Raw genomic sequence first — 13,269 nt, 5'->3', positions numbered from 1 at the left:
ACCGGCCACCGTGCCCCGGCCGGCCACCGTCCCAGACGCGCCGGCCCCCGCCGCGCCACACCCCGCCGTCCCGGCGCGGTGGTGACGCCTTCGGACCCATTCCGGAAATCGGTGTCCAGTCAGATGGCGGTCCAAGGCAGGGTGTGTGATAGCCAGGTGCTGAACGGGAGGTGGGGGCGGCGTGGGGTTTGAGAGGGAGATTCTCTCGTCCGAGGCCGAGGGCGACGAGCTGCAGATCGAGGCGGCGCTCCGGCCCAAGCGCCTGGGCGAGTTCATCGGCCAGGCCCGCGTGCGCGAACAGCTCTCCCTCGTCCTGGAGAGCGCCCTGCGACGGCGGCGGCCGCCCGACCACGTGCTCATGAGCGGCTCTCCAGGGCTCGGAAAGACGACCCTGGCCATGATCGTCGCGGCGGAGCTCAACGCGCCCCTCAGGATCACCTCAGGGCCCGCCCTGGAGCGCGCGGGTGACCTCGCCGCCATCCTGTCGACGCTCACCGAGGGCGAGGTGCTGTTCATCGACGAGATCCACCGGATGGCCAGGCCCGCCGAGGAGATGCTCTACCTCGCCATGGAGGACTTCCGGGTCGACATCATCGTCGGCAAGGGCCCGGGCGCCACCGCCATCCCCCTTGAGGTCTCGCCCTTCACGCTGGTCGGCGCCACCACCCGCGCCGGGCTGCTGCCCGCCCCGCTGCGCGACCGGTTCGGGTTCACCGCCCACATGGACTTCTACGAGGTCGGCGAGCTGGAGCAGGTGCTCTACCGCTCCGCCAAGCTGCTCGGCGTCAAGCTGCCCATCGAGGGCGCCCACGAGATCGCCCGGCGCTCCCGTGGCACGCCGCGCATCGCCAACCGGCTGCTGCGGCGCGTACGCGACTTCGCCGACGTGCGGGCCGACGGGCTGATCGACCGCGACATCGCCTCCGCGGCACTGAACCTTTACGAAGTCGACGCAGAAGGGCTCGACCGGCTCGACCGGGCGGTGCTCGGCGTGCTGCTGAAGAAGTTCGGCGGCGGCCCCGTCGGCCTGTCGACGCTCGCCGTGGCCGTGGGGGAGGAGCCGGAGACGGTCGAGGTGGTGGCCGAGCCGTTCCTCGTACGCCAAGGTCTGCTGGCCAGGACTCCGCGCGGCCGGGTCGCGACCGCCGCGGCCTGGACCCATCTCGGTATGACACCGCCACCCGATGCGTTCGGAGCGGCACTTTTCGACTGATTACAGAACGGTTGCAACCGTTTCAAATTGGGAACTTCCCCGCGCGCCGAAACGCTGCCTCGTTGCCGCGTTTCGCAACAAGCGCCTACACTCCGTGGCTTGGCTGGCTGTGTAGGCTGACGGGCTGAGCGGCGCGGCCCCAAGCCACGCACGGAATTTCCGGCGCGAGGCCGGTGTCAACTTCTTGTACGACAATGGAAGGTCGCCCCTTATGGACATGGGACAACTCGGAAGCATCCTGCCGCTGATTCTTCTGGTGGTGGTGTTCTACTTCCTGCTGATCCGCCCCCAGCGCAAGCGCCAGCAAGAGGCGATCAAGATGCAGAACTCCCTGGGCCCCGGCGCGCGGGTCATGACGACGACCGGACTTTTCGGCACCGTCGTCGCGGTGGACAATGAGGATGTGATCCTCGAGGTCGCGCCCGGGATCGAGACCCGTTGGGTGAAGGCCGCCATCGGCCGCGTCGTCACCCCCGGTGACGCCCCAGCGGACGCGGAGCCGGCCGATGACGAGGCCGAACTCGGCGAGGAGGGCAAGAAGGAGTCCGAGGCCACCGTGGAGCGTAACGGCGACCAGGACTCCAGTACCAAGCAGTCCTGACTAAGCTCTGCGACAAACACCCCTATCCGAAAGAACTGACGACCAGTGGCCCGATCGACCAGCAGCCACAGCCGACCGGGGCGTACGCTCCTCGTGCTTCTGGCGCTCATCCTCGCCCTGCTCGGGACGATGTTCCTGCAGAAGGCGTTCACGCCCAAGCTGGGACTCGACCTCGCCGGCGGCACGACGGTGACTCTGTCTCCCGTGACTCAGAACAACGCGGCTCCTCCGGAGGAGATCCTTGACCGCGCGGTCAACATCATCCGCGATCGGGTCAACGGCACCGGAATCTCCGACGCGGAGGTCGCCAAGTCGGGCGACAACATCATCATCTCCATTCCGGGCGTCGGACAGAGCGAGGCCGTGAAGCTGGTCGCGACCACCGCGGAGCTGCGCTTCCGCCAGGTCCTCGCGATGGCGGCCACGGAGGTCCCGCAGGAGTTGGCCACCAACGCGCCGACGCCCAGCGGGTCTCCTTCGGCCGCCCCGAGCCAGTCGGCCAAGCCGTCGAGCTCGGCCAAGCCGTCGACCTCGGAGTCGGCCGGCGCGCCGAAGGCCACCCCCTCGCCCACGGGCAAGGCGCTGTCCTCCGCGCTGACCGCGCCGAGCCCGGCCGCTCCGGCCGCCGAGCAGAGCACCGGCGCCAAGACCGACCAGACCGGCCAGACCGGGGCGAAGACCGACCAGACCGGCGCCAAGAACGCCGAGCCGTCGGCTCAGCCGTCCGCGACTCAGCAGGACACCAAGAAGAACAAGGCCTCCCCGTCGGCGAGCCCGACCGGCCAGGCCAGCACGCCGCCGCAGCAGCAGGACCCGATGGCCGGCATCAACACCGAGGGCATCGACCCCGCGGTGCTGGCCCAGTTCCAGAAGCTCAACTGCGCCGACCCGGCCAACCGCGGCCAGGGCGTCCAGGACGACCCGAACAAGCAGTACGCCGGCTGTGAGACCGACGGCAGCTACAAGTACGTCCTCGACGTCGCCAAGGTCGTCGGCACCGACATCGACACGGCCTCGGCGGGCGTCCAGCAGGGCACCACCGAGTGGGTCGTGCAGCTCGATTTCAAGAGCAAGGGCGCGGGCGAGTGGAGCAAGCTCACCACCACCGCGTACAACTCGCAGGAGCCGCGCAACAAGGTCGCGGTCGTGCTCGACGGCGTCGTCATCACCGCGCCCAACATCATCAGCCCGATCCCCGGCGGTCGTGCCGAGATCACGGGCGGCTTCGACCAGGCCAGCTCCACCAACCTGGCCGACCAGCTCAAGTACGGCGCGCTGCCGCTGAAGTTCAACCGCAGCTCGATCGACACGGTCTCCTCGACCCTGGGCCAGGACCAGCTCCAGGGCGGCCTGATCGCGGGCCTCATCGGCCTGGCGCTGGTGGTCGTCTACTGTCTGCTCTACTACCGGGGCCTGGGCATCGTGGCGGTGCTGAGCCTCGTGGTGGCCACGCTGATCACGTACACGGCCGTGGTGGTGCTCGGGCACAACGCCAACTTCCGGCTCTCGCTGCCGCACATCATCGGTTTGGTGGTCTCGATCGGCATCACCGCCGACTCCTTCATCGTGTACTTCGAACGCATCCGTGATGAGATGAAGGAAGGACGGCGGACGCTTCGCGCGGCCGTCGAGGTGGCCTGGGTCCGTGCCCGGCGCACGATCCTGATCGCCGACGCCGTCATGTTCATCGCCGCGATCGTGCTGTACTTCCTGGCGGTGGGCGGTGTGGCCGGGTTCGCGTTCGCGATGGGCCTGACCACGCTGATCGACATCGTGGTGGTGTTCCTGTTCACCAAGCCGTTCATCGCCCTGCTGGCGAGGGTGAAGTTCTTCGCCAAGGGACACCCGCTGTCGGGTCTCGACGCCGAGCGCATGAGCGAGGTCACGACCGGCCGCACGACCACTCCGCAGGAGGCCTGAGATGGGACTGGGGCGTCGCCTCTATCGCGGCGAGATCGATGTCGACTTCGTCGGCCAGTGGAAGCTCTGGTACAGCCTGTCGGGCTTCCTGCTGATCATCTCCCTCGCCGGACTGCTGATCAACGGCCTCAACCTGGGCGTGGAGTTCAGGGGCGGGTCGGTGTTCTCCTTCAAGGCCCAGACCGCGAACATCGAGCAGGTACGCGAGGTGTTCCAGGAGCAGGGCGTGCACCAGCCGATCGTGCAGACGGCCGGTGACCGCTGGCGGGTGACCACCGAGACGCTGTCGGAAAGCACCATGAACCAGGTGCAGACCGCCGTCTCCAAGGACTTCAACGTGCCCACCAACCAGGTCGACATCCAGTCGATCGGCGCGTCCTGGGGCGGTGAGGTGTCCCAGAAGGCCTGGATAGGCCTGGGCGTGTTCATGCTGGCGATCATCTTGTACCTGTCGATGGCGTTCGAGCCGAAGATGGCCCTGGCGGCCATCGTCGCGCTCATCCACGACCTCGTCATCACGGCCGGCATCTACGCCTGGTCGGGCTTCGAGGTCACGCCGGCGACGCTGCTGGGCTTCCTGACCATCCTCGGTTACTCGCTCTACGACGCGGTCGTGGTGTTCGACATGATCAAGGAGGTCACGGCCAAGCTCGGGCACGGGTCGAAGCAGACCTACTCGATGGCGGCCAACAACGCCCTCAACCACACGCTGATCCGGTCGCTGAACACCTCGCTGGTCGCGATCCTGCCGGTGGCGGCGATCCTGTTCATCGGCACCACGCTGCTCGGCGCGGGCACGCTGAAGGACCTGTCGCTGGCGTTGTTCGTCGGCATGATCGTCGGCACCTACTCGTCGCTGTGCGTGGCCACGCCGCTGCTGGTGACGCTGAAGGAGCGCGAGCCGAAATACCAGGCCATCGCCAGGAGGCTCGCCTCCACGGGAGGTGGCAAGGGAGCCAAGGGCTCCAAAAGCGCGGCCGTAGCCAAGGGGTAGCCGCGACGGCATCCGTACGACGCCCTCGCCCTGCACCGGGGTGAGGGCGTCGTCGTGTCCGGGTGCGGCCGGAAATGCACCATCATGGAGCCCGGCATACGGCCGGTTGAGAGAGGCGAGGAAACGCCATGAGTGAGCTGAGCGCGATCATCCTGGATCGGATCAGAGACGTGCCCGACTACCCCAAGCCGGGCGTCATGTTCAAGGACATCACCCCGCTCCTGGCGGACCCGGTCGCGATGGCGGCCGTGGTGGACGAACTGGCCGGGCTTCACCAGGTGGACAAGATCGTGGGGATCGAGGCGCGGGGGTTCATTCTGGCCGCGCCGGTGGCGTATCGGGCGGCGGCGGGGTTCGTTCCCGTACGAAAGAAGGGGAAATTGCCCGCCGCGACCCTGGAAGAGTCCTACGATCTGGAGTACGGCTCCGCGACCATCGAGGTCCACCGTGACGCCTTCACGCCCGGCGACCGGGTTCTCGTCGTCGACGACGTGCTGGCCACGGGAGGCACCGCGAAGGCGGCCGTGGAGCTGGTGCAAAGGGCCGGAGCCGAGGTCGTCGGCATCGCCGTGCTGATGGAGCTGGCCTTTCTCAAGGGACGAGAGCGCCTGACGGGGGTGGACGTGCACTCCCTGCTGATCGTCTGAGCCCCGGCCCGCGGCGGCCCAGGTTCGCCGCCTGGATACACTGGGGGATCTGGACTCGAAACGTGAGGAGCCATTGCGTGAGGAGTCTGTGTGCCCCGTGATGTGGTCGTGCCCGACGTGACCGACTCTGGCAACGCCGAGACGTCCGGCGTGCCGTCGGTGCGCCGAAGGCGGTTTGGGGGTGGGGCCATGAATCCGGTGCTGGAGCCGTTGTTCCGCACGGTCCGCGCCACCCATCCCAAGGCCGACCTGCGCGTGATCGAGCGCGCCTACGACGTCGCCGCCTATCACCACCGCGACCAGAAGCGGAAGTCCGGCGACCCGTACATCACCCATCCGCTGGCCGTGGCGACGATCCTGGCCGAGCTCGGCACCGACGACGAGACGCTGTGCGCGGCGCTGCTGCACGACACCGTCGAGGACACCGCCTACAGCCTCGACGAGCTGCGCGGCGACTTCGGCGACACGATCGCGTCGCTGGTCGACGGCGTCACCAAGCTCGACAAGGTCAAGTTCGGCGACGCCGCGCAGGCCGAGACGGTGCGCAAGATGGTCGTCGCGATGTCGCGCGACATCCGGGTGCTGATCATCAAGCTGGCCGACCGGCTGCACAACATGCGCACCATGCGCTACCTGCCGGAGCACAAGCGCCACCAGAAGTCGCGCGAGACGCTGGAGATCTTCGCCCCGCTGGCCCACCGCCTGGGCATGAACACGATCAAGTGGGAGCTCGAGGACCTCGCCTTCGCGATGCTCTACCCCAAGCGCTACGACGAGATCGCGCGCATGGTGTCGGAGCGGGCGCCGCGCAGGGACTTGTTCCTGCAGGAGGTCATCGAGAAGGTCTCCGGCGACCTGCGTGAGGCGAAGATCCGCGCGGTGGTCAAGGGCCGGCCGAAGCACTACTACTCGGTCTACCAGAAGATGATCGCCCGCGATGTGGCGTTCGACGACATCTACGACCTGGTGGGCATCCGCGTGCTGGTCGACAGCGTGCGCGACTGCTACGCGGCGCTCGGCACCATCCACGCCCGGTGGAACCCGGTGCCGGGGCGGTTCAAGGACTACATCGCGATGCCCAAGTTCAACATGTACCAATCGCTGCACACGACGGTGATCGGTCCCGAGGGCAAGCCGGTGGAGCTGCAGATCCGCACCCACGCGATGCATCACAGGGCCGAATACGGCGTGGCCGCGCACTGGAAGTACAAAGAGGAGGTCGGCGCCCCCGGCCCCACCGGCAAGGTCAAGCCGGGCAGCGACATGGCCTGGCTGCGCCAGCTCCTCGACTGGCAGAAGGAGACCTCCGACCCGGGCGAGTTCCTGGAGTCGCTGCGCTTCGACCTGTCGGTCTCCGAGGTCTACGTGTTCACCCCGAAGGGCTCGGTCATCGCCCTGCCCGAGGGGGCCACGCCGGTCGACTTCGCCTACGCCGTGCACACCGAGGTGGGCCACCGCTGCATCGGCGCGCGGGTCAACGGGCGGCTGGTGCCGCTGGAGTCGCGGCTCGGCAACGGCGACACGGTCGAGATCTTCACCTCCAAGTCGCCGGACGCCGGGCCGTCGCGCGACTGGCTGAAGTTCGTCAAGTCCGGCCGCGCCCGCAACAAGATCCGGCAGTGGTTCTCCAAGGAGCGCCGCGAGACCGCGATCGAGGCGGGCAAGGAGGCCATCGGGCGGGCCATGCGCAAGCAGGGCCTGCCGCTGCAGCGGCTGATGTCCGGCGAGGCGCTGCTGGCGCTGGCCCGCGACCTGCGCTACCCCGACGTGTCCGCGCTCTACGCGGCCGTGGGCGAGGGCCACATCGCGGCCCAGACCGTCGTGCAGAAGCTGGTGAGCTCGATCGGCGGCGTCGACAGCGCCGAGGAGGACATCGCCGAGACCTCGCTGCCGACCCGGCTGCGCGGCCGCCCCCGTGGCGGTGGCGGCGCGGGCGTGGTGGTGGCGGGCGACGCCGACGTGTGGGTACGCCTGTCGAAGTGCTGCACCCCGGTGCCCGGCGACGACATCGTCGGCTTCGTCACCCGGGGCCACGGCGTGTCGGTGCACCGGGGCGACTGCACCAACGTGCAGGCGCTCAAGTCGCAGCCGGACCGCCTGGTCGAGGTGAGCTGGTCGCCCAGCGACGACAGCGTGTTCCTGGTGGCCATCCAGGTGGAGGCGCTCGACCGGCCGCGCCTGCTGTCCGACGTCACCCGCACGCTGTCCGACCAGCACGTCAACATCCTGAGCGCCTCCGTGACGACCTCCCGCGACCGGGTGGCGATCAGCAAGTTCACCTTCGAGATGGGCGACCCCAAGCACCTGGGTCACGTGCTGAAGGCCGTACGCAACATCCAGGGCGTCTTCGACGTCTACCGGGTGAGCGGCGCCGGCGGCTGAGCCCCCGGCGGGAAGCTCAGCGCTGGCGCAGGTCGGGCAGGTTGACGACGATCGCCTCCTGCGTGCTGCGCGCGATCACCACGACCGCCTCCTCGGAGGGGTCGGGGTTCTCTTCGCGGTGCGGCACGTAGGGCGGCACGAAGATGTAGTCGCCGGCCTTGGCGTCCAGGCGCACCTCCTGGCCGTCCTCCAGGAACACGAACGACGGGTGGCCGCTGACGACGTAGATGGCCGTCTCCGAGGCGCCGTGGTGGTGGTCCGAGGAGCGGCTGGCGGGCGCGACGTGCGTCTGCCCCATCCACAGCCGCGCCGAGCCGGCCGAGGCGCCGCTGACGGCGGCCAGCCGCCGCATGCCGGGGCTCTGCGCCGTATCGCCGGAGAGCTCTCCTGAGGCGATGTGACGCAGGGGCCGGTGGAAGGGGTCCCCTTGGGTGCGATAGCCCTCCCACAGGCGTCCTCCGGCCCGTTCGAGCACGGTCGTGGCCACGGCGGTCAGCTTCGCGGGGTCGTCGCGGGCCGCGAGCAGCTCATCCGCCAGCTCCGCATCGAGGGTGCGCAGCTCGCGCAGCAGCCACTTGCCGTTCCCCTGCCACCAGCGCCCCATGCCCAGCGCGGTCCTGGCGGTGGCCTGCACGATCTCCCAGCCGATGAACGCCCGCTCACCCGGATCCGTCGTCCCCGCCAGGTCGTCGAGCAGGTCGGACAGCACGTATCGGGCCCGCTCCGCCTGGCCGGTCGTCAGCCCCGAGGGCCCGGCCGACAGGCGCTCGGCCAGCGCGCTCTGCAGGTCGCTGGCCCGGCCGCCCGTCCTGTCGGCCAGCACCGCGCCCTCGGCGCAGATGCGCGCCAGGATCGGCCGCCGCTCGTCGAAGCCCTTGCCGATGTAGGCGGCCAGGCTGGTCTCGCTGTGCGCGAACAGCTCCACCGGCCACTCGCGCCAGCGCAGCGTCTCGCGATAGGGGCGCGCCAGCCCGTCGAGCACCACCACGACGTCGAGATCGGAGGTGCCGGTGCGGCGCTCGGTGAGCACGCTGCCGCCGACGAAGGCGTAAAGAGCGCCGGGGAACATCTCTTCGATGAAGGCGCGCGCCGCGCTGACGGGATCCATGCCGTCAGCCTAGATCCGTGGCGCCGCCGCTCGCCGCCCGATTCACGCGACGGCGGCATCAATGGGCAGGAGAAACAGAGCGGACCGCCCGAGCCGTCCGGCGAGGGGCGCGAGGCCCCCGCGCCGGACTAGCTGAACTCGGTCAGCGTGCGCTCGGCCTCCTCCAGCCACGAGCGGCGGGCGATCAGGGCCTCCTCGGCCTCCTTGACGTCCTTGGCGCGCCCTGCGGCCTGCGCCTTGGACAGCCGCTTCTCGAGCTGCTCGATCGAGGTGCGGAGCTGGTCGACCGTGCTCTGGGCGCGAGCCCTGGCCTCGGGGTTGGAGCGCTTCCACTCGGCGTCCTCGGCCTTGCGCACGGCCTCGTCCACCTTGCGCAGCCCGCCCTCCAGGCGGTCGCGCTGCTCGCGCGGCACGGGGCCGGCGGCCTCCCACCGCTCCAGGATGTGCCGCAGCGCCCCTCGGGCCGTGCGCACGTCGGTCACGGGCAGGATCTTCTCGGCGTCGGCGAGCAGCTCCTCCTTGACCTGCGCGTTGGCGGCCAGCGAGGCGTCACGCTCGGCGAAGACCGCCGAACGGGCCTGGAAGAACTGGTCCTGGGCGCCCTTGAAGCGCGCCCACAGCTCGTCCTCGGCCTCGCGTGAGGCGCGCCCAGCGCTCTTCCACTGCTGCATCAGCTCGCGGTAGATCGCCGCGGTCGTGCCCCAGTCGGTCGAGTCGGCGATCGCCTCGGCTTCGGCGACGATGCGCTCCTTGGTCGCCCGCACGCCCTCGCGCTGCTCGTCGAGCCCCGCGAAGTACTGCTTGCGCCGCTTGGCGAACGCCGTGCGCGCGGCCGAGAGCCGCTTCCACAGCGCGGCCTCGGTGACCCGGTCGATCCGGTCGGCCGCCTTCCACTCCTCGACGAGCTGACGCAGCCGCTCGCCGCCCGACTTCCAGTGAGTGGTCTCGTCGGCGATGCGCTCGGCCTCGCCGACGATGCGCTCCTTGACCGTCCTGGCCTCGGCCCGCGCGTGCTCGCGGGCCGCCTTGACCTCCTCGCGGCGCTGGCCGACGAGCTCCGTCAGGCCGTCGAGCCGGGCCACCAGGGCGGCCAGGTCGCCGATGGCGTGCGCGTCGGCGACGGCCTCGCGCAGCTTGACGATGCTCGCCTCGGCCTGCGCCGGGGCCAGATCGGTGCCCTTGACGCGCTGCTCCAGCAACTGCACCTGGCCGGCCAGCTCGTCGTACTTGCGATGGAAGTAGGCCAGTGCCTCTTCGGGTTCACCGGCCTGCCAGGAGCCGACGGCTCGCTCTCCCTCAGCCGTACGCACGTAGACGGTGCCGTCGTCGTCTACCCGGCCCCACGGGTCGGTGCTCACCGTGTCCTCCCGCACTATCCATCAGACCCTTCGGGACTACTTCGTCCCTAGTTTGTATTACGTCAGCTCTTGCCGGCGATTGTCACGTCTTTGATTTCGACGGATTGCTTTGGCGCTCCTGTCCCGTCTCCCGCGTCGCCGATGACGCCTGCTTTGTTCACCTTGTCCAGGATGTCGAGCCCCTTGGTGATCGTACCCACCGGCGTGTAATCCGGGGTGAGTCCGATGTCTCCGTAAACCAGGAAGAACTGACTGCCCGTGCTGCCCGGCGCCTGCGTCTTGGCCATGGCCATCACGCCGCGCTTGTACTGGGCACCCTGCAGGTTCTCCTCGGCCATCACGTAGCCGGGGCCGCCCGAGCCGTCCTGGCTCTTGCCGTCCGCCTTCGCGGTCGGGTCGCCGCACTGCAGCATCGGGAACTTGTCGCTGCCGAGCCGGTGGCACTTGCTGCCCTTGTAGTAGTTCTTCTTCGCCAGGAACTCCAGCGAGTTGGTCGTGCAGGGCGCCTTGGCGTTGTTGAGCTCGACCACGATGTCGCCCTGGTTCGTCTTGAGCGTCATCGTCTTCGTCGCCGGCTCGGTCTTCACCTTCGCCGGCGGCGTGCCGACGTCCTTGACCTGACCGCCGCCGGTGTCCTTGGCGTAGTCGCACGTGCCCGTCGCCGCGTTGTACGGCTTGGGGCCCGTCGCGGGCGGCGCCGTCGTCGCCGTCGTGTCGGCGGGCGTCGCCGAGGGCGATGCCGCCGCCTCCGTCGCCGGGTCATTGCCCCCGAGCAGGGCGACCGCGGCCACGATGCCGCCGACCACGATCACCACGCCCACGGTGGAGCCGATGATCGCCGTGCGCTTGGCCTTCTGCTCACGCTCGACGCGGCGCTGCATCTGCCGCTCGTAGTGCTCGCGTGCCAGCTGCTTCTGCCGGTCCTTCCCCGTGGCCACCGCTTTGCCTCCCATAGTCAATCAACTGAGGTGGGCGAATCGTATCGGCCAACGGGTAATGATTCGCAGCCCGGCGACCCGCACCGGTACCCTTCAGTTACATTCCCATTGGCTTTTCGACGAGATCACCTGAGGCAGATGCTCATCGCCGGCTTCCCCGCAGGGGCCTTCCAGACCAATTGTTACGTTGTCGCGCCTGCCGCCGGCGAGGAGTGCGTGATCGTCGATCCAGGTCAGGACGCGACCGAAGGCGTGGACGAGCTGCTGCGCGAGCACCGGCTCAAGCCGGTCGCGGTCCTCCTGACCCACGGCCACCTCGACCACGTCTGGTCGGTGGCCCCCGTCTGCGGCGCGCGCGACGTCCCCGCGTGGATCCACCCGGAGGACCGCCACCTGCTGAGCGACCCGGCCGCGGGCTGGTCCGGCACGAGCGCCTCGATGTTCGGCGGGCTGACGCTGAGCGAGCCCGACGACGTGCGCGAGCTGTCCGACGGCGCCGTGCTGCCGCTCGCCGGTCTTGAGCTCGTGGTCGACCACACGCCCGGCCATACCAGGGGGTCGGTGAGCTTCCGGCTGCCCGGTGACGAGATCATGTTCTCGGGTGACCTGTTGTTCGCCGGCTCCATCGGCCGCTCTGACCTTCCCGGCGGCGACTACGCGACCATCCTGCGCAGCCTGGCCTCCAAGTGCCTGCCGCTGCCTGACGATACGGTCGTCCTGCCGGGCCACGGACCACAGACCACGATCGGCCGCGAGCGCGCGACCAACCCCTACCTCAAGGAAGCAGCGCCGCACGCCGGTCCCACACGAGGGATCTAATGAGCTTCCAAGCACCGAAAGGCACCTTCGACTGGCTGCCGCCCCGCTCCGAGCGGGTCCTCGCCGTGCGCGAGGCGCTGAGCGAGCCGCTGCGCCGGTCGGGATACGGCTACATCGAGACGCCGGTCTTCGAGGACACCCAGCTGTTCGCCAGGGGCGTAGGCGAGTCCACGGACATCGTCTCCAAGGAGATGTACACCTTTCCCGACAAGGCCGGCCGTTCCCTGACGCTGCGGCCCGAGGGCACGGCCTCGGTCGTGCGCGCGGTGCTCCAGCACAACCTGCACAACGGCCAGCTCCCGGTGAAGCTGTGGTACTCCGGCAGCCAGTTCCGCTACGAACGCTCCCAGAAGGGCCGCTACCGGCACTTCTGGCAGGTCGGGGCCGAGGCGCTCGGCTCGGAGGACCCGGCGCTCGACGCCGAGATCATCATCCTGGCGGCGCGCGGGTTCGCCTCGCTCGGGCTCCGGCAGGTCCGGCTGATCCTCAACTCGCTCGGTGACAAGAACTGCCGGCCCGCCTACCGGGCGGCGCTGCAGGAGTTCCTGCGCGGGCTCGACCTCGACGAGGACACCAGGGCGCGCATCGAGATCAACCCGTTGCGCGTGCTCGACGACAAGCGGCCCGAGGTCCAGGCTCGACTGGAGGGCGCGCCGCTGGTCGTCGATCACCTGTGCGCGGCCTGCGAGGCCTACCACGAGGAGGTCCGTGGCCTGCTGACCGCCTCCGGGGTGGCGTTCGAGGACGATCCGCGCCTGGTGCGCGGGCTCGACTACTACACGCGCACCACGTTCGAGTTCGTGCACGACGGCCTCGGCTCGCAGTCGGCCGTGGGCGGCGGCGGCCGCTACGACGGGCTCAGCGAGATGCTCGACGGCCCGCCGCTGCCCAGCGTCGGGTGGGCGCTCGGCGTGGACCGGACGTTCCTGGCCATGGAGGCCGAGGGGTTGCTCGCCGACGACACCGCACAGAGGCGCGTCCAGGTGTACGGTGTCCCGCTGGGTGACGACGCTCGCCGCCGCATGTTCCTGCTCGTCGGCGAGCTGCGCGAGGCGGGCGTCAGCGCCGACATGGCCTTCGGTGGCAAGGGGCTCAAGGGCGCGATGAAGGGCGCCGACCGCTCGGGCGCGGCGTTCGCGCTGATCCTGGGCGAGCGTGACCTCGCGGCCGAAGCCGTGCAAGTGAAGGACCTGGCCACCGCCGAGCAGACCGAAGTGCCGCTGGCCAAGGTCGTCGACGTACTGAAGGGGAAGGTGCAGTGACCGGCGAGCCAGGGCCGCTGCCGCCCC

Annotated in this window: 11 protein-coding genes; 8 read left to right on the top strand and 3 right to left on the bottom strand. The window is 69.4% G+C overall.

All coding sequences use genetic code 11. The features are described 5' to 3' along the window. Nucleotides 1–181 precede the first annotated feature (181 nt). From ruvB to C4V41_RS25595, 6 genes are all read left to right on the top strand, one after another. Nucleotides 182–1,213, top strand: a complete 1,032-nt coding sequence (gene ruvB, locus C4V41_RS25620; RefSeq protein ID WP_103958490.1) for a Holliday junction branch migration DNA helicase RuvB — start codon at nucleotides 182–184, stop codon at nucleotides 1,211–1,213. A gap of 211 nt (nucleotides 1,214–1,424) precedes the next feature. Beyond that, the gene (yajC, locus tag C4V41_RS25615; protein WP_103958489.1) at nucleotides 1,425–1,814 is read left to right on the top strand and encodes a preprotein translocase subunit YajC; all 390 of its coding nucleotides are present in this window, start codon (nucleotides 1,425–1,427) and stop codon (nucleotides 1,812–1,814) included. Nucleotides 1,815–1,907: 93 nt separating this feature from the next. Further along, the gene (secD, locus tag C4V41_RS25610) at nucleotides 1,908–3,734 is read left to right on the top strand and encodes a protein translocase subunit SecD (RefSeq protein ID WP_103958488.1); all 1,827 of its coding nucleotides are present in this window, start codon (nucleotides 1,908–1,910) and stop codon (nucleotides 3,732–3,734) included. Between the two features lies 1 nt (nucleotide 3,735). Next, nucleotides 3,736–4,728 carry a protein translocase subunit SecF gene (gene secF, locus C4V41_RS25605; protein ID WP_103958487.1) on the top strand — a complete coding sequence of 331 codons (993 nt, stop codon included), beginning with the start codon at nucleotides 3,736–3,738 and terminating at the stop codon, nucleotides 4,726–4,728. A 128-nt stretch (nucleotides 4,729–4,856) separates the two neighbouring features. Next, entirely contained in the window at nucleotides 4,857–5,375 is a 519-nt protein-coding gene (locus C4V41_RS25600; protein WP_103958486.1) for an adenine phosphoribosyltransferase, read from the top strand. A gap of 189 nt (nucleotides 5,376–5,564) precedes the next feature. Further along, on the top strand, nucleotides 5,565–7,757 hold the full coding sequence (locus C4V41_RS25595; RefSeq protein WP_103958823.1) for a RelA/SpoT family protein: 2,193 nt from the start codon (nucleotides 5,565–5,567) through the stop codon (nucleotides 7,755–7,757). Between the two features lie 16 nt (nucleotides 7,758–7,773). Here C4V41_RS25595 and C4V41_RS64355 read toward each other — a convergent pair whose 3' ends face one another. The 3 genes from C4V41_RS64355 to C4V41_RS25575 form a co-directional block, all read right to left on the bottom strand. Further along, complete coding sequence (locus C4V41_RS64355; protein WP_235030373.1) at nucleotides 7,774–8,865, bottom strand: cupin domain-containing protein; 1,092 nt, start codon at nucleotides 8,863–8,865, stop codon at nucleotides 7,774–7,776. Between the two features lie 128 nt (nucleotides 8,866–8,993). After that, a complete protein-coding gene (locus C4V41_RS25580; RefSeq protein ID WP_103958821.1) occupies nucleotides 8,994–10,223 on the bottom strand; it encodes a DUF349 domain-containing protein in 1,230 nt (409 codons plus the stop codon). Nucleotides 10,224–10,285: 62 nt separating this feature from the next. Continuing rightward, nucleotides 10,286–11,161 carry a peptidylprolyl isomerase gene (locus tag C4V41_RS25575; RefSeq protein WP_327537470.1) on the bottom strand — a complete coding sequence of 292 codons (876 nt, stop codon included), beginning with the start codon at nucleotides 11,159–11,161 and terminating at the stop codon, nucleotides 10,286–10,288. Between the two features lie 138 nt (nucleotides 11,162–11,299). Here C4V41_RS25575 and C4V41_RS25570 point away from each other — a divergent pair, with 138 nt between their 5' ends. After that, nucleotides 11,300–11,980: an MBL fold metallo-hydrolase gene (locus tag C4V41_RS25570; protein ID WP_103958484.1), complete on the top strand. Its 681-nt coding sequence runs from the start codon at nucleotides 11,300–11,302 to the stop codon at nucleotides 11,978–11,980. Further along, entirely contained in the window at nucleotides 11,980–13,242 is a 1,263-nt protein-coding gene (gene hisS / locus C4V41_RS25565) for a histidine--tRNA ligase (RefSeq protein ID WP_103958483.1), read from the top strand. Before C4V41_RS25570 ends, hisS begins: the two co-directional genes overlap by 1 nt. The last annotated feature ends 27 nt before the right edge of the window (nucleotides 13,243–13,269 follow it).

Source organism: Nonomuraea solani (genome assembly GCF_900108335.1).
GTDB lineage: Bacteria > Actinomycetota > Actinomycetes > Streptosporangiales > Streptosporangiaceae > Nonomuraea > Nonomuraea solani.
This window is presented reverse-complemented; position numbering and strand designations above follow the sequence as displayed.

Excerpts from the sequence above, each read along its gene's own strand:
- yajC (WP_103958489.1), top strand. The coding sequence starts at position 1,425 with ATGGACATGGGACAACTCGGAAGCATCCTGCCGCTGATTCTTCTGGTG.
- secF (WP_103958487.1), top strand. The coding sequence starts at position 3,736 with ATGGGACTGGGGCGTCGCCTCTATCGCGGCGAGATCGATGTCGACTTC.
- C4V41_RS25600 (WP_103958486.1), top strand. The coding sequence starts at position 4,857 with ATGAGTGAGCTGAGCGCGATCATCCTGGATCGGATCAGAGACGTGCCC.
- C4V41_RS25595 (WP_103958823.1), top strand. The coding sequence starts at position 5,565 with ATGAATCCGGTGCTGGAGCCGTTGTTCCGCACGGTCCGCGCCACCCAT.
- C4V41_RS64355 (WP_235030373.1), bottom strand. The coding sequence starts at position 8,865 with ATGGATCCCGTCAGCGCGGCGCGCGCCTTCATCGAAGAGATGTTCCCC.
- C4V41_RS25570 (WP_103958484.1), top strand. The coding sequence starts at position 11,300 with ATGCTCATCGCCGGCTTCCCCGCAGGGGCCTTCCAGACCAATTGTTAC.
- hisS (WP_103958483.1), top strand. The coding sequence starts at position 11,980 with ATGAGCTTCCAAGCACCGAAAGGCACCTTCGACTGGCTGCCGCCCCGC.